At 63.6% G+C, this 16,324-nt stretch carries 15 protein-coding genes; 11 read left to right on the top strand and 4 right to left on the bottom strand.

Going from position 1 to position 16,324, the window contains the following annotated elements; translation table 11 throughout:
- Positions 1 to 174: 174 nt before the first annotated feature.
- Positions 175 to 1,815 (top strand): ABC transporter substrate-binding protein, encoded by a 1,641-nt coding sequence (locus C1D09_RS21655; RefSeq protein ID WP_143976230.1) that lies wholly within the window; start codon positions 175 to 177, stop codon positions 1,813 to 1,815.
- A gap of 219 nt (positions 1,816 to 2,034) precedes the next feature.
- On the opposite strand, the gene C1D09_RS33230 is transcribed toward C1D09_RS21655, so the two are convergent.
- Positions 2,035 to 2,547, bottom strand: a complete 513-nt coding sequence (locus tag C1D09_RS33230; protein ID WP_167514704.1) for a hypothetical protein — start codon at positions 2,545 to 2,547, stop codon at positions 2,035 to 2,037.
- Between the two features lie 534 nt (positions 2,548 to 3,081).
- Between C1D09_RS33230 and C1D09_RS21640 the strand changes: the two genes are divergently transcribed.
- Positions 3,082 to 3,291, top strand: coding sequence for a YegP family protein (locus C1D09_RS21640; RefSeq protein ID WP_143976229.1), 210 nt, complete (start codon positions 3,082 to 3,084; stop codon positions 3,289 to 3,291).
- 847 nt (positions 3,292 to 4,138) lie between these two features.
- Here the strand turns inward: C1D09_RS21640 and lepA are convergent.
- Positions 4,139 to 5,944, bottom strand: coding sequence for a translation elongation factor 4 (gene lepA, locus C1D09_RS21630; protein WP_127871049.1), 1,806 nt, complete (start codon positions 5,942 to 5,944; stop codon positions 4,139 to 4,141).
- A gap of 198 nt (positions 5,945 to 6,142) precedes the next feature.
- Between lepA and C1D09_RS21625 the strand changes: the two genes are divergently transcribed.
- The 6 genes from C1D09_RS21625 to msrA all read left to right on the top strand — a co-directional run bounded on the left by C1D09_RS21625 (position 6,143) and on the right by msrA (position 10,630).
- Positions 6,143 to 7,270, top strand: coding sequence for a TadE/TadG family type IV pilus assembly protein (locus C1D09_RS21625; RefSeq protein ID WP_143976227.1), 1,128 nt, complete (start codon positions 6,143 to 6,145; stop codon positions 7,268 to 7,270).
- A 100-nt stretch (positions 7,271 to 7,370) separates the two neighbouring features.
- A complete protein-coding gene (locus C1D09_RS21620; RefSeq protein ID WP_143976226.1) occupies positions 7,371 to 7,742 on the top strand; it encodes an endonuclease domain-containing protein in 372 nt (123 codons plus the stop codon).
- A gap of 262 nt (positions 7,743 to 8,004) precedes the next feature.
- Positions 8,005 to 8,331, top strand: a complete 327-nt coding sequence (locus tag C1D09_RS21615; RefSeq protein WP_143976225.1) for a hypothetical protein — start codon at positions 8,005 to 8,007, stop codon at positions 8,329 to 8,331.
- A gap of 269 nt (positions 8,332 to 8,600) precedes the next feature.
- Positions 8,601 to 9,299: a DUF1223 domain-containing protein gene (locus C1D09_RS21610; protein ID WP_143976224.1), complete on the top strand. Its 699-nt coding sequence runs from the start codon at positions 8,601 to 8,603 to the stop codon at positions 9,297 to 9,299.
- A gap of 85 nt (positions 9,300 to 9,384) precedes the next feature.
- On the top strand, positions 9,385 to 9,705 hold the full coding sequence (locus C1D09_RS21605; RefSeq protein ID WP_143976223.1) for a hypothetical protein: 321 nt from the start codon (positions 9,385 to 9,387) through the stop codon (positions 9,703 to 9,705).
- A 196-nt stretch (positions 9,706 to 9,901) separates the two neighbouring features.
- Positions 9,902 to 10,630 (top strand): peptide-methionine (S)-S-oxide reductase MsrA, encoded by a 729-nt coding sequence (msrA, locus tag C1D09_RS21600; RefSeq protein WP_143976222.1) that lies wholly within the window; start codon positions 9,902 to 9,904, stop codon positions 10,628 to 10,630.
- A 42-nt stretch (positions 10,631 to 10,672) separates the two neighbouring features.
- Here msrA and C1D09_RS21595 read toward each other — a convergent pair whose 3' ends face one another.
- Complete coding sequence (locus tag C1D09_RS21595) at positions 10,673 to 11,677, bottom strand: cytochrome d ubiquinol oxidase subunit II (RefSeq protein ID WP_143976221.1); 1,005 nt, start codon at positions 11,675 to 11,677, stop codon at positions 10,673 to 10,675.
- A gap of 5 nt (positions 11,678 to 11,682) precedes the next feature.
- Positions 11,683 to 13,044, bottom strand: a complete 1,362-nt coding sequence (locus tag C1D09_RS21590) for a cytochrome ubiquinol oxidase subunit I (RefSeq protein WP_143976220.1) — start codon at positions 13,042 to 13,044, stop codon at positions 11,683 to 11,685.
- A gap of 238 nt (positions 13,045 to 13,282) precedes the next feature.
- Between C1D09_RS21590 and C1D09_RS21585 the strand changes: the two genes are divergently transcribed.
- The 3 genes from C1D09_RS21585 to C1D09_RS21570 all read left to right on the top strand — a co-directional run bounded on the left by C1D09_RS21585 (position 13,283) and on the right by C1D09_RS21570 (position 16,313).
- A complete protein-coding gene (locus tag C1D09_RS21585; protein ID WP_143976219.1) occupies positions 13,283 to 14,209 on the top strand; it encodes an ABC transporter ATP-binding protein in 927 nt (308 codons plus the stop codon).
- Positions 14,206 to 14,967, top strand: a complete 762-nt coding sequence (locus C1D09_RS21580; RefSeq protein WP_019862205.1) for an ABC transporter permease — start codon at positions 14,206 to 14,208, stop codon at positions 14,965 to 14,967. Before C1D09_RS21585 ends, C1D09_RS21580 begins: the two co-directional genes overlap by 4 nt.
- A gap of 875 nt (positions 14,968 to 15,842) precedes the next feature.
- On the top strand, positions 15,843 to 16,313 hold the full coding sequence (locus C1D09_RS21570) for an RrF2 family transcriptional regulator (protein WP_143976218.1): 471 nt from the start codon (positions 15,843 to 15,845) through the stop codon (positions 16,311 to 16,313).
- The last annotated feature ends 11 nt before the right edge of the window (positions 16,314 to 16,324 follow it).

Raw genomic sequence — 16,324 nt, 5'->3', positions numbered from 1 at the left:
GCGGATTCCAGAACACTCCGCTACGTCACCCCGCCCTATCATCGCCGCCTCAGGCAAGGCGTCCCGGCGGTCGCGACCGCGTAGGCGATCCGTCGGGACGAGCCTGCTTCCGCGCATGCCGCTGCCCCAAGACCGCACTTTGGGCGGCACGCGCCAACGACAAAGGGAACGACGATGAGATTCATGCTGACCGACCGCAAACCGCATCCGCGGGCCAAGCCCGTCGCCGAGGATTTCAGGAAGGGCGCCATCAGCCGCCGCGAATACCTGGCGCTGATGGCCGGCCTCGGCGTCAGCGCCGCCGGCGCGCTTGCCCTGGGCGGCCTTGCCCCCACGCCGGCCCGCGCGGCCGAGCCGAAGAAGGGCGGCACCTTGCGCGTCGCCATGAACGTCAAGGGCTTCAAGGACCCGCGCACCTTCGACGGCGTCGAAATGTCCAACGTCGCCCGCCACTGCAACGAATATCTGGTGCGCTGGAACACCGATTTTACCTTCGAGCCCTGGCTGCTCGAAAAATGGGAGATGAGCGACGACGCCAGGACGCTGACGCTGCATGTGCGCAAGGGCATCACCTGGTCGAACGGCGACGCCTTCAACGCCGATGATGTCGTCCACAACCTCACCCGCTGGTGCGAGGCGGGCGTGGCCGGCAATTCGGTCGCCGCGCGCATGGGCGCGCTGGTCAATGCCGACACCAAGAAGGCGGTCGATGGCGGCATCGAGAAGGTCGACGACCACACGATCAGGCTCAACCTGCCCAAGCCCGACATTTCGCTGATCGCCGGCATGGCCGACTATCCCGCCTTGATCATGCACCGCTCCTATGACGGTGACGGCGATCCGATGAAGGCGCTGGCCATCACCACCGGCCCCTGCGAACTGGTGAAATGGGACGCCGAGACCGGCGCCGAGGTGGAGCGCAAGGACAAGCCGTGGTGGAAGGGCGAATTCCATCTCGATGGCATCCAGTGGATCGACTACGGCTCCGACCCCAACGCCATGCTGTCGGCGTTCGAATCCGGCGAGATCGACACCGACCACGAAACCGCCTCCGATGCCGTTTCGCAGACCGAGAAGATGGGGCTGAAGAATTCCGAGATCGCCACCGGCTCGACCATCGTCGCCCGCTTCAACGTCGGCAACGCGCCCTATGACGACATCAAGATCCGCCGCGCCGCGCAGCTCGCCGTCGACAATTCGGCGGTGCTGGCGCTCGGCCTCGGCGGCAGGGGCAAACCCGCCGACAATCACCATGTCGGCCCCATGCACCCCGAATATGCCGATATCGGCCCGGCCAGGCGCGATGTGGAGGAGGCGAAAAAACTGCTCGCCGCCTCCGGCAAGCCGGACCATGAATACGAGCTGATCTCGGTCGACGTCGAATGGCAGAAGAGCACCGGCGACGCCATCGCCGCGCAGATGCGCGAGGCCGGCCTGAAGATCAAGCGCACCGTGCTGCCCGCCGCCACCTTCTGGAACGACTGGAGCAAATACCCCTTCTCCTGCACCGAATGGCTGGGACGCCCGCTCGGCGTCCAGGTGCTGGCGCTGGCCTACAAATCGGGCGCCGCCTGGAACGAAAGCGCCTATGCCAGCAAGGAATTCGACGACCTGCTCGACAAGGCGCTGGCGATGCCGGACGCCAAGGCCCGCAAGGAGATCATGGCCGGCATCGAGAAGAATTTGCGCGACTCAGGCATCATCATCCAGCCCTACTGGCGCTCGGTCTACCGGACCTACCGCAAGGGGGTGGAGGGCTGCGAGCAGCACCAGGCGCTGGAGCAGCACTTCGAGAAGGTGTGGATTGAGAGCTGAGGCGCGTTGCGGCGCGTTCTTCCTTCCCCCCTTGTGGGGGGGAAGGTGGATTGCCGCGAAGCGGCAAGACGGGGTGCGTGACGGATCGCTGCCTTACAGAACTAAATGCTATAAGCGCCCAATCCTTTCCCTCACTCCGCTGGAACACCCCTCATCCGTCTCGGCGCTGGCGCGCCGATCCACCTTCTCCCGCAAGGGGAGAAGGAAGAGGCGTCGCGCTCACCGCCCCTCCCGCACCAACGTCCAAATCCACCCGACAAAAGTCAGGACCAGGAATGGATAGCCGGCGGCCGGCAGCGGCGCCGATGTCGGCAGCAGGGGCGCGCCCCACAGGATCATGCCGGCCGAGACGACGAACAGCACGGCGGCGACGAGCGCGGTCAGCCGCATCCAGAGCGCGAACGTGCCCGGCGCGCTGACCATGACCAGCCCCGCCGCCCACAGCGAGATGCCGCCGGCATAGGAAGGCACGCTGGCCTCCAGCCCGGCCGCATTGCCGGCCAGCAGCAGGCTCTCGCCGGCCAGGAAGGTCAGGAAGCCGGCGGCGACGCAATCATTGCCCAGCCGCTGGTATTTCATGGTGAGGAGTGCTGCGGCGACGACGAGCGCCACGCCGTCGATCGTCCAGAGCGTTTCGCGCAGCGGAGCGCTGGCGACGAAGGTGCCGGCCAGGCCAAAGGCGCCGCCGATGGCGAGGCCGAGAGAGGCGACGGTGTTTGAGGTGCTGCGCATGTGGTGACTCCCCGGGTGCGGAGAGAGGGTACTGCTGAGAAGCGCGCGCTCAAAGAGAATACCGATGGGGCAACAGCGGTAACCCCTTCCAACGTTGCGATGCCATTACAATAAAAAGTCAGCACTCCCGACCTATTTTGCAGCGCAACAGAATCAGCTCGATCAAAATGTTTGTTCTTTCGCTGAACAGAAGTATTGTCCCCAAGGCGGTGGTCGCTTTGCGCTGAGTTATCCCGCTAGGAGGAGTTTGAGTAAGCGCCTGTATTTATTATGAAATTTTCACGATCGCAGACCTAAGTCAGCGATCCTTTAGCCATGTCTTGACTCTCGACATTGCTTAATCTCATCTAGAAGTCGTCTAGAATCAAGAAACCGCCGCAAAGCTGGCGAGCCGCGACGGTTTCCGAGTTCTAACCCGCACAAGATTGGACGTCAGGCGCGGGGCATAGCGTATTTGGTACACTGATGTTGAATCAGAATAATCCGCCATGGTCAAGCCTGACGTTCGCTTATGCCAATTAAGGAGCGACTCCAATGGCGCAGCGTACTTACCCTTCGTACTGGTTGTACAAGGACAATAGTGGCGAATGGCGGTGGACTTACGAAGCTGTGAATGGCGAAACCATCGCCGTAAGCAGTGAGAGCTACAAGCGCCGTGTCGATGCCCAGCGCGGTATAGACATCATGAAGGCGTCAACCAGTAGTCCGGTCTGGTATCCGTCGAATCTTGAGAATGCGGCATGATACGAAGGGCTCGCCGCTGGCGGGCCTTTTTCGTTCAGGGTCCTCAGAAAGGGCACACCAAATGCCATCCTTTGGAATTTCAGCTTTCTTGAGAATTGTCCATATGAACGATCGGCCGCAGCGAACTGAGCTACGCCGAAGATCTGCGCCAAGAGAGGGAGGCTATGATTTTCATAGCAGTCTTCGTCGTCTCTGCCGGCGTCTGGTAGCTGGAGAGCCGTTGGAGAATTTACTGGCGGCGACACTTGCAATTGCTCAACCACCAGAGAGGCGATCTGCTCAACTCGGCCTCAAGCGGCTAAATGCGTGGAGAATTCTCAACCCAGGCGCAGTCTTGGAATGTCATGCGGTCACGGTGCGAAGCCCTGGAGAAACGTTTTCCGTCAACTTCACACCGAACTTTGGCCTCCGAGTTGAGGATCAGGCTGTCGCAATACATGTTTGGAACACCGCAGCTCCGCGACTGGAGCAGAGGTTGGTCCGAGCCGTCTTATCTACAATCCAACCCACATATCATGCAGCGGACAATGGGCCTGACGACATAGCTGTTCTGTGTCTGAGGACCATGCGCCTCATCCGTCTTGGCAACGCATCGGACGTTGCAGATTTAGGTCGCGTCATGTTCGCAAATGTCGACGGCATTTTTCGAGAGATCGCCGCCGCTTCGGGGGAAGCACCGCCTGCGCCCGGCGATCATCCCGCCCCGCCACCCGGAGAATAATCTCCACCGCGCAGCGTCAGCGCCGCTGGCGGGGGGCCCGCTGCCTCCGGCAGCTCCCCGCTTTCGAAGCCTGTCATCGATCCACCGGATCGATGACTTGGCGCGCCAGGCGCGCCAACCGGCTTCTCAATCCCCCATCTTCAGCGCCTGGATAAACGCCTCCTGCGGGATGTCCACCTTGCCGAACTGGCGCATGCGCTTCTTGCCCTCTTTCTGCTTGTCCAAGAGCTTGCGCTTGCGCGAGACGTCGCCGCCGTAGCACTTCGCCGTCACGTCCTTGCGCAGCGCCGAGATGGTTTCGCGGGCGATGACCTTGCCGCCTATCGCCGCCTGGATGGGGATCTTGAAGAGGTGGTGCGGGATCAGCTCCTTCAGCTTCTCGCACATCTGCCGGCCGCGCTTTTCGGCCGCGGTGCGGTGCACCAGCATGGAGAGCGCGTCGACCGGCTCCTCGTTGACCAGGATCGACATCTTCACCAGGTCGCCCTCGCGGTAGTCGGTCAGGTGATAGTCGAACGAGGCGTAGCCCTTGGAGATCGATTTCAGCCGGTCGTAGAAGTCGAAGACGACCTCGTTGAGCGGCAGATCGTAGGTCAGCATGGCGCGTTTGCCGACATAGGAGAGGTCGGCCTGGATGCCGCGCCGGTCCTGGCAGAGCTTCAATATGCCGCCGAGATAGTCGTCGGGCGTCAGGATCGTGGCGCGGATCCACGGCTCCTCGATGGCCGAGATCTTGACCACGTCGGGCATGTCGGCCGGGTTGTGCAGTTCCTTCACCGAGCCGTCATTCAAGAGCAGCCGGTAGACGACGCTGGGCGCGGTGGCGATCAGGTCGAGGTTGAACTCGCGCTCCAGCCGCTCCTGGATGATTTCCAGATGCAGCAGGCCGAGGAAGCCGCAGCGATAGCCGAAGCCGAGCGCGGCGGAGGTTTCCATCTCGTAGGAGAAGGAGGCGTCGTTGAGGCGCAGCTTGCCGACGGCGGCGCGCAGGTCCTCGAAATCGGCGGCGTCGACCGGGAACAGGCCGCAGAACACCACCGGCTGCGCCGGCTTGAAGCCGGGCAGGGCGTGCGCGGTCTGGCGGCGGTCCTCGGTGATGGTGTCGCCGACGCGGGTGTCGGCCACTTCCTTGATCGAGCCGGTGAAGAAGCCGAACTCGCCGGGGCCGAGCTCCTCGACATTGATGCGGGCCGGCGTGAACACGCCGGTGCGCTCGACCAGGTATTTGGCGCCGGTGCCCATCATGCGGATGGTCTGGCCCTTCTTCAGCACGCCGTCGATGATGCGCACCAGAACGATGACGCCGAGATAGGCGTCGTACCAGCTGTCGACCAGCATGGCCTTCAAGGGGGCGGTCGCATCGCCCTCGCGCGGCGGCGGCAGCTGGTGGACGATGGCTTCCAGCACGTCGGGAATGCCGAGGCCGGTCTTGGCCGAGATCAGCACGGCGCCGGAAGCGTCGATGCCGATCACCTCCTCGACCTGCTCGCGGATGCGCTCGGGCTCGGCGGCCGGCAGGTCGACCTTGTTCAGCACCACGACGATCTCGTGGTTGTTGTCGATGGCCTGGTAGACATTGGCCAGCGTCTGCGCCTCGACGCCCTGGCTGGCGTCGACCACCAGCAGCGAGCCCTCGCAGGCGGCCAGCGACCGCGACACTTCATAGGCGAAGTCGACATGTCCGGGCGTGTCGATGAGGTTGAGGATATAGTCCTCGCCATTGTTGGCGCGGTATTTCAGCCGCACCGTCTGCGCCTTGATGGTGATGCCGCGCTCGCGCTCGATGTCCATCGAGTCCAGCACCTGCTCCTTCATGTCGCGCAGCTCCAGCCCGCCGGTGGACTGGATCAGGCGGTCGGCGAGCGTGGATTTGCCATGGTCGATATGGGCGACGATGGAGAAATTGCGGATGTGGTCGAGGGGCGTGCTCATGTCGCGCGCTTTAGCAGGGGCGGCTTGCGGCGGCAAGGCTTGCGGCGCAAGGGCGGCGCCTTCGATCACAAAGCGGTGAGCCGCGCCAAATGCCGGCCCCGGCGGCGGCGAATGCTTAAACTTTGACCGATCGCATTAGACCTTGGTTTGCCCGCGCGTGATATTTGAGTGATCACTAATATCCCTGGGGGTACGAAAATGCTGAAAGTTGCAGGCGGGTTCGCCCGTTCGCGCAGCGGCTCGATGATGCCGCTGTTTTTTCTCATGCTGGTGCCTCTTATAAGCGCGATCGGCTTCTCGGTCGACTATACCAGCGCGATCCAGACCCGGTCCAACCAGCAGCAGGCGCTGGATGCCGCGCTGCTGTCGATCACCACCATGGACACCACCTCGACGCTGGCGCAGCGCCAGACGGCGCTGCAGGATGCCTTCATCGCCAATGGCGGCCAAGGCACCGCGACGCTGAACAGTTTTGTGGCTGGTACCCCCACCACAGCCGCCACCGGCCAGGCCTCGGCAAGTTTCTCCATGCCGACCATTTTCATGAAGATCGCCAGGATCGACTCCGTGCCGGTTGCCGTCGCGTCGGCGGTCAGCAAGCCGCCGGCGCTGGTCAATGCGTCCTTCAAGATCGACAAGGTGTCGGGTTACTGGAACAAGACGATGACGCTCTACGGCACCAGCTTCGGCGCCACGACGCCGCAGAAACTGATGACGGCGAGCTATGTCTACTCGCCCTACACCTATTCGTACAAGGTGGGCGGCAGGTCCTATTCGGTAACGGAAGCGAAGGGTTACGGCACGACGACGACATCGCTTGTCAATGGTTCGACCTCGACGGTGGTCCAGATGCAGACATGCTCCACCATCGGCTCAATGTCGGCTTTCACCAGCCCGCCGTCGGGCGCGATCGTGAGCGGGCAGTACGACGGCAACAGCGGCAAGACGATCTATTTCCAGACCACGTGCGCCACCACCAACGTGCCTGCCACAGGTTCCGGCGCCGCCGTCGACGTCAGCCAGATGGGCCAGCTTTTCCTGCAGATGGATGTCACGACCGGCAACAAGGCGACGTTCAAGACGAACGACACCAACACTTCCGACTACCTCTATCTGGGCACCACGCCCACGCCCTTGACCGAGGTCGCCGCGGGGCAGCTGATTGACATCTTCAGCGTCGTGCCTTGCTCGCAGACCAGCTACCAGGCCTGGGAAGACGGCGGCACCACCCTCCCGGCCGATTATACGAATGCCGACTTTTTCTATAACGTCACCGGCAAGTGCGACTTCAACAAGCGGCCCTCGGACACAGCGCTGACGCAGTAAGGAGGACTGCTTCTCCCTCGGGGGGGAAGGTGGATCGCGCGAAGCGGCGAGACGGCATGAGGGTGTTGGACGGAGCGCCGGGTCTGGCTAATCTTGCGCCATGCCGCATCAACCCGTCACCCAAGCCAAGCGTAGATTTGCCCGCTCGCTCCGGCGCGAGATGACGGAAGCGGAAGGCAGGCTCTGGCAGGAGCTGCGCGACCGCAGGCTCGACCGGATAAAATTCCGGCGCCAGGCGCCTATCGGAAAATACGTCGCCGATTTCATTTGCCCCGAAGCTCGACTGATCATTGAGATCGACGGCAGCCAGCATGCGGAGTCGGATACGGACCAGATCCGCAAAACGGAGCTCGAGGCCAAGGGCTTCCGGGTTCTGCGTTTCTGGAATGACGATGTCCTGAAAGACCTCAACGCCGTCTGCGACACTATCATCGCCTATGTAAGAGATACCAGGCTGCAGCCTTGGCGGTAAGAGCACTCTTCCTTCCCCCCTTGTGGGGGAAGGTGGATCGGCGCGTTAGCGCCGAGACGGATGAGGGGTGCTCCAGCGGAGTGAGACGTCGGCATTCCCTGGAGCACCCCTCATCCGACCTCGCTTCGCGAGGCCACCTTCTCCCGCAAGGGGAGAAGGGAAGACCAGGCTCAATGCGCACTCAATCTTGATTGGCACGGTATTGGCGGCCCGGGTCGGCGTGGCCTAGCGTGGAGCGCGTCAACTCCCGGAGAAGAACCCGATGCCTGAATCCGTGCTGCGTGTGTCCATCCTGCGCTGCGATGCGACGAAGCTCGCTTCGTTGCGCGCGATGATGGTGGCCGCCGAGGCGGAGCTTCGCCCCGGCATAGAGGCCCTGCCGGGGCTGCTCGTCTTCGACGCCGGTGCCGACGAGGCGACATCGTCGCTGATCAACACCAGCGTGTGGGACACGCTGGAGCACGCCAGGCAGCTCGACACCTTCCAGCCCATGCTGGATGCGGGAAAGCGATTTGTCGCCGCCGGCGCAAGGTTCGAGCGGCCGATCATGCACTACAGCTCGCTGTGGCGTTTCGGGCCACTCGCGTAGGCGCCAGCAGCTCCATCTTCCCTTCTCCCCTTGTGGGGAAGGTGTCGCCGAAGGCGACGGATGAGGGGGGTTCCAGGGAACGCCAACGCCTCACTCCGCTGGAGCACCGCTCATGCGACCTCGCTTCGCGAGGCCACCTTCTCCCGCAAGGGGAGAAGGAAGAGGCGCTCCAATCACAAACCGGTGAGCGCTGTAACGAAGCGGCCGATGGCGGCGAAGTGGGGGAATGACCGGCGCATCCCAGCGCCGTCCCCCACGGGAGCCCACCTATGCCGAGATCCAGAAAATTGATCGCCCTGTCCAGCCTGGGCGCCATCGCGCTCGCCGCCTCGCTCGGTGCCGCCGCCGCGCAGCCGCTCAGCGTCGTCGAGCTGTTCACCAGCCAGGGCTGCTCGTCCTGCCCGCCGGCCAATGCCAATCTGATCAAGGTCAAGGACCAGCCCGGCGTGCTGGCGCTGTCCTTCAACGTCACCTACTGGGACTATCTCGGCTGGAAGGACACCTTTGGAAAGCAGGAGTTCACCCAGCGCCAGGTTTCCTACGAGCCGCCGCTCGGCCATGACGGGCCGTTCACGCCGCAAGTCGTGGTCAACGGCCATGCCGATGTGGTCGGCGCCGCACCAGGCGAGATCGAGCATCTGATTTCGGCGACCGGCAAGACCGGCGGCCCCTCGCTGTCGCTCGCGGGCGGCAAGGTGGCGATAGGCGCCGGCGCCGCACCGGGCGGCAAGGCCGATGTCTGGCTGGTGCGTTATGCCAAGGGCGTCGTGCAGGTGCCGGTGGCGCGCGGCGAAAACACCGGCCGCACGCTGCCGCATGCCAATGTCGTGCACGCCCTGGAAAAACTCGGCAGCTGGACGGGCGAGGCCACGTCCTATGCGCTGCCCGCCGCCTCGGGCGGCCTGAACACCGCCGTGCTGGTGCAGTCGCCGGGCGGCGGGCCGATCCTGGCCGCCGCCACCAACTGATTTTTCTTTCTCTTCGCGCGGGGCCGCATGCAGCGGCAACGCATCACCCGGCCCGCTTGCGCGCCAAAACCCAAGGAGAACTTCCATGACCAAGTACCTGACCCTGCCGGCGCTCGCCTTCGCGCTTTCGGCCGCCGTTTTCGTCGCCGGCGCCCGTGCCGACGACGCCACCAACGCCATGAAGCCTGCCAATGCGATGGCCACCGACGCCATGAAGCCGGCGACGGATGCCATGAAGCCGGCAACGGATGCCATGAAACCGGCGGATGCCATGAAGCCCGCCGACCCGATGGCCACCAATGCGATGAAGCCCGCGGCGGACGCAATGAAGCCGGCGGCGGATGCCATGAAGCCTGCGGCGGATGCCATGAAACCGGCGGTGGATGCGATGAAGCCGGCGCAGTAAGCCAGGCCGGCTCCCCTCACGCAGGTTCCGCTTCGCTCGGCCGACCATTCCGGGCGAGGCGCGGATCTCGCCCGGCACAGGTGGCTCGACGGGCCGGATGAGGGGGGCGCCGCCGACAGGAGCCGCCGCACGGCAAATTGAGAAGCTCCTGGCGGCTCGCCTCGTATATAATGGACCAACAACAGGAGATCAGAACATGACCGGTATCGAAAAGACACGGCCGTTCCTTGCCCGCGGCGCGCTGGCCGTGCTCGGTTTCGCGGCGGTGGCGGCGGCGGCCTTGTGGCAGACGCCGGCGCGCTCGGCCGAGGACGCGGTGGTGATCCCGCCGCCGGCAATGGACGAAAAGGCCGCCCCGGGCAAAGAGACGGCGATCTTCGCCGGCGGCTGCTTCTGGGGCGTGCAGGGCGTGTTCCAGCACGTCAAGGGCGTCAGCAAGGCCGTCTCCGGCTATACCGGCGGCGCCAAGGATGACGCCGTCTACGAGACCGTCGGCACCGGCCGCACCGGACACGCCGAGTCGGTCGAGATCACCTACGACCCGTCGAAGGTGACCTATGGCCAACTGCTGCAGGTCTATTTCTCGGTCGCCCACAATCCGACGCAGCTGAACTTCCAGGGACCGGACTCCGGCACACAGTACCGCTCGACGATCTTTGCCGAGAACGACACGCAGAAGAAGATCGCACAGAGCTATATCGAGCAGCTCGACAAGGCCAAGCTCTATCCGGCACGGATCGTCACCACGATCGAGACCGGCAAAACCTTCTATCCGGCCGAGAACTACCACCAGGATTTCCTGACGCTGAACCCGACCTATCCCTACATCGTCTACAACGACCTGCCCAAGGTGGCGAACCTGAAGCAGCTGTTCCCGGCGCTGTACAGCGAGAAGCCGGTGCTGGTGCTGGCGGCGAGCAATTGATCCGTGCCTTCTCCCCGTCGCCATACGGGGAGAAAGACGCCCTCAATCATACGTCAGATCCGTCGCCTTGCCGCCGAAAACGCGGTAGGCATAGAAGGAATAGAAGATGATGATCGGCAGCACCACCACGGTGCCGGCCAGGATGATGGCGAGGCTCTCCGTCGCCGAGGCCGCCTGCCAAATGGTCAGCTTGTCGGGCACCACGAAGGGGTAAAACGACCAGGCGAGACCGGCAAAGCCGAGCGCGAAGATGGCGGCCAGCGTCAGGAACGGCGTCAGCGCATGGCGGTCGTCCGGCTTGGGCAGATGGAAGGTCTGCCGCCACAGCCACAGGAACAACAGCGCCGACAGGATCGGCAGCGGCGAGAGATAGAGCATCTGCGGCCAGACGAACCATTTGTCGAAGATGCGCGGACTGGCGAAAGGTGTCGCCAGCGACACCGCCGCCATGCCGAGCGCCGTCAGCACCAGCGCGGTGCGCAGCCAGCGCACTGCTTTCTTCTGCAGCTCGCCCTCGGTCTTGTAGATCACCCAGGCGGCACCCATCGCCGCATAGGCGGCGGCCAGGCAGAACGCCACCAGCACGCCGAACGCCATGCCGCCCAGGCCGACATCGAGGCCGAGCACGTAGACGCCCAGCATATAGCCCTGCGCCAGCGAGGCGATGAGCGAGCCGAGGAAAAAGATGCGGTTCCAGCGATGCTTGCGGCCAGCTGGCACCTTGGCGCGAAAATCGAAGGCGACGCCGCGCAGGATCAGCCCGACCAAGAGCACGAAGGCGGGAATGTAGAGCGCGGTGAGGATGACGCCATGCGCCATCGGGAAGGCGACCAGCAGCAGGCCGACGGCGAGCACCAGCCAGGTCTCGTTGGCGTCCCAGAACGGACCGATCGCCGCGATCATCGTATCCTGCTCCGCGTCCTCGGCCACGGCGAACAGGATGCCGATGCCGAGATCGAAACCGTCGAGAATGACATAGATCAGGATGGCGAGGCCCATCAGGCCGGCGAAGATCAGCGGGAGAGCGGTCGGCCAGTCGAAGGTCATTTTTCTTACTCCCCGGCCGCCGGCTGCGACATGGCGGCTTTCATGACGCCCGGCAACGGTGATGAATCCCCATCCTTCGCCGCTTTCAGCGCCAGATGCACCAGCACGCCGAGATAGGCGATCAGCAACAGCACGTAGAGAATGAGGTAAACGGCCAAAGTCAGCGCGACATGGCTGCCCGCCACCGGGCCGACGGCATCGGCGGTCTTCAGCACGCCGGTGACCAGCCAGGGCTGGCGGCCGATCTCTGTCGTGTACCAGCCGGCCAGCGTCGCCAGCCAGCCCGACAGCGCCATCGGCACCATCAGCATGGCGAGCGGCTTGGGCAGGCTGTGCCGGCGCTTGAGGAAGAAGGCGGCCGACCACGAGACCGCGAGCATCAACAGGCCGGTGCCGACCATGATGCGGAAACTCCAGAACAGCGGAAAGACCGGCGGATGGTTGCCGGGGTAGTCGTTCAGCCCAGGCACCACGCCGCTGGTCGAGTGCCGCAGCACCAGGCTGGCGCCGTCGGGAATGGCGATCTCGAATTTGTTTTCCCTGGCCGCCTCGTCGGGCAGCGCGAACAGCACCAGCGGCACGTTGGGGCCGGTGTTCCAGTTGGCCTCCATGGCGGCGATCTTCTGCGGCTGGTGCTCCAGCGTGTTCAGCCCGTGCTGGTCGCCGGCAAAGATCTGGATCGGGATCAGGATCGCGGCGGTGAAGACACCGGTGCGCAACGCCTTCCACATCGATTCCGAGCGGTCGCCGTTGAGATGACGCAGCGCCGAGAGGCCCGCTATCAGGAACGAGACCGTCAGCCCCGAGGCCAGGAGCATGTGCACCAGCCGGTAAGGCATCGACGGGTTGAAGACGATGGCCCACCAGTCGACGGCATGCGCCTTGCCGTCAATCATCTCGAAGCCGGCCGGCGTCTGCATCCAGGAATTGAGCGCGATGATCCAGAACGCCGACACCGTCGTGCCGCCGGCCACCAGCACCGTCGCCAGCGTGTGGACGCGGTTGGAGACGCGGCGGAAGCCGAACAGCATGATGCCGAGGAAGGCCGCCTCGAGGAAGAAGGCGGTGAGGATCTCATAGGCCAGCAGCGGCCCGGCGATGTTGCCGACATGCTCCATATAGCCCGGCCAGTTGGTGCCGAACTGGAAGCTCATGGTGACGCCGGACACCACGCCCATGGCGAAGGACAGGGCGAACACCTTCACCCAGGTGAAATAGGCGCGCATCCACGCAGAATCGTTGGTCGCGTTGTAGCGCAGCTTGAAGAACAGCAGCACCCAGCCAAGTGCAATGGTGATGGTAGGAAACAGAATATGAAACGAAATATTCGCGCCGAACTGGATGCGCGACAGTATGAGCGGGTCCATGGCGGGCTCCGGCTGCTGTTTGCTGGCGGCAGCGTATGCCTGTAATGCCGGTTGGTCAAAGCGGCGTCCCGCCGCGAGGCTCAACGCCACAGGACAATTTTACCGGTTCATACGCCACATCTCCAGCCACGCCCGGCAGTGGCTGTCCAGAACTGTCAGCAGCGCCATTGACTGGCGGTTGCGCGCGACGACATTCGGCCTATATCAGGGGACCTCTTTCAGGCAGCCGTTTCCAGCCATGCCCTCCATTTTGTCCATTTCCGGGGTCTCCAAGACCTACGCCACCGGCTTCACCGCACTCAAGGAAGTCAATCTCGACATCCAGCGCGGCGAGATCTTCGCGCTGCTCGGGCCGAACGGCGCCGGCAAGACGACCCTGATCTCGATCGTCTGCGGCATCGTCAACCGCTCGACCGGCACCGTAACGGTCGACGGCCACGACATCAGCAAGGATTACCGCGCCGCGCGCAGCCTGATCGGCTTGGTGCCGCAGGAACTGACCATCGACGCTTTCGAGAGCGTCTGGGCGACGGTCAACTACAGCCGCGGCCTGTTCGGCAAGCCGGCCAATCCAGCCTTCGTCGAAAAGGTGCTGCGCGACCTGTCGCTTTGGGACAAGAAGGACGCCAAGGCGATCACGCTTTCAGGCGGCATGAAGCGCAGGCTGATGATCGCCAAGGCGCTGTCGCATGAGCCGCGCATCCTGTTCCTCGACGAGCCTACGGCGGGCGTCGACGTCGAATTGCGCCAGGACATGTGGGAGATGGTGCGCCGCCTACGCGAGGATGGCGTCACCATCATCCTCACCACCCACTATATCGAGGAAGCCGAAGCGATGGCCGACCGCGTCGGCGTCATCAACCGCGGCGAAATCATCCTGGTCGAGAACAAGGCCGAGCTGATGCGCAAGCTCGGCCGCAAGCGGCTGGTGCTGGAGCTGCGCAACCCGCTGACCGCCATTCCCGAAACCTTCTCGCGCTACGCGCTGGAGCTTTCGCCGGATGGCGGGCAATTGACCTACACCTATGACAACCAGGCCGAACGGCCGGGCGTTGCCTCGCTGATCCGCGACCTCGAGGCCGGCGGCATCCAGTTCCGCGACATCGACACGCAAAACAGCTCGCTCGAGGAGATCTTCGTCAATCTGGTGAGGAGAGACCCATGAACCTGCGCGCGGTATGGGCGATCTACCGGGTCGAGATGGCGCGTGCCTTCCGCACCGTGCTGCAGAGCATCATCTCGCCGGTCATCTCGACATCGCTCTACTTCGTCGTCTTCGGCTCGGCCATCGGCTCGCGCATCACCGAGATCGACGGCATCAGCTACGGCGCCTTCATCGTGCCGGGGCTGATCATGCTGTCGCTCTTGACGCAGTCGATCTCCAACGCCTCCTTCGCCATCTACTTCCCGAAATTCGTCGGCTCGATCTATGAGCTTCTGTCGGCGCCGGTCTCCTATCTGGAGATCGTCATCGCCTATGTCGGCGGCGCCGCGACCAAGTCGATCATCCTCGGCCTGATCATCCTGGCCACCGCCTCGCTGTTCGTGCCGCTGCAGATCGAACATCCCTTCTGGATGATCGCCTTCCTGGTGCTGACGGCGGTGACCTTCAGCCTGTTCGGCTTCATCATCGGCATCTGGGCGAAGAGCTTCGAGCAGCTGCAGCTCGTGCCGCTGCTGATCGTCACACCGCTCACCTTCCTCGGCGGCAGCTTCTATTCGATCCACATGCTGCCGGGCATCTGGAAGACGATCACGCTGTTCAACCCGGTCGTGTATCTGATCAGCGGCTTCCGCTGGAGTTTCTACGGCAAGGCCGACGTCTCGGTCGGCGTCAGCCTCGGCATGACGCTGGTCTTCCTGGCCGTCTGCATCGCCATCGTCGCCTGGATCTTCAAGACCGGCTACCGGCTGCGGAACTGACCGCCCTCACTGCGACCAGTGCTGCCAGGCCGAGTAAAAGCCTTCGTCGCGCGGCGGCAGGCGGTCGCGGCCGGCTGGGAATCGGACCGGCGCCGGCGAGCGCTCGTGCCTCGCCGCCTTGTCGTCGGATGCACGGCCGAGCAGCCAATTCCATCGGCCTTGTAGAGTTAATCCTTCCAACGAGATGGGTTTGTTGAAAAAAGCTGAGCGGCGCGGAGGCGGAAGGGAAGCTGCAGCGGCGTTCTCCGCCACAATGGCAAATGGCCGTGTGAACAGGAATGCCGCCCCCGCGAACGCCCAGGCTTCGCCATCCTGGGGCCAAGCAAGGAGCGAAGCGACACGGCACAGACCCCTGGATCTGCTCCGCCCGTGGACGAAGTCGGGAATGCTCGGGCTATTCAACAGCCGGCGCCGTCCCCTGCGAACGACAGTCTTTGCTTTTGCGATCGACACGCAAATCGATGCCTCAAACAGCCACGGAATTGACAAGCCGTTCCGCGTGTTCGAGGCTAAGTATAGTATCCTTATCGACTTGAGGGATTGGAGGCGACGATGAGCGGGCATCCCACCACCATGATCGCTCACGGCATGCGTCGCCTGCCGGAGGCGCATGAATCGGCGCGCGGCACGGCGGGGCCCGCGGGAAACCATTTGCCGCCGGCGCCGTCGAAGTGCGGTTCTGTGCTCTTGGTGACACAAACGCCTGACAAAATGGCTCCAGCGGCTTGAAAGCGAAGCAAAATCAACGTTTTTCGGCTTGTATATCATGTCACTAGAATTTATGTGTCATGGATGCTTGGGCGCGGCGGGGAGGCTCGCCAGGCGTTTCGCAACGGATGGCCTCGTGCCACGCATGACAGAGAAACGTTCGGTCGATGCTCACCAAAAAAGGCAAGTACGGCCTCAAGGCGCTGGTCCATCTCGCGCACCTGCCGGTCGGGCAGCTCGCCTTCGTCAACGACATCGCGACCGGCAACAACATCCCGAAGAAATTTCTCGACGCCATATTGGGCGAGTTGCGCAATGCCGGTTTCGTCCAGAGCCGCAAGGGCAAGGATGGCGGCTACCGCCTGGCGCGGCCGGCCGACGAGATCAAGGTCGGCCATGTCGTGCGCGTCCTCGACGGGCCGCTGGCGCCAATTCCCTGCGCCAGCCGCACACAATATCAGCGCTGTGAAGACTGCAACGAGGCGACATGCCAAGTCCGACATCTGATGCTCGAGGTCCGGCAGGCGATCGCCGAGGTGCTCGACCAGCGCAGCCTCGCCGAAATGCGCGACATCGGCCTCGACGACCTTACGTCGGCGAGGGACATCGGCGACCTGCCGGTGAAGGTCCAGGCCTGACGCCTCGCATT

It is taken from the genome of Mesorhizobium intechi, assembly GCF_002879535.1.
Lineage (GTDB): Bacteria > Pseudomonadota > Alphaproteobacteria > Rhizobiales > Rhizobiaceae > Mesorhizobium > Mesorhizobium intechi.
Note: the sequence above shows the minus strand (reverse complement) of the source record. Positions and strands in the feature narration are given on the sequence as shown.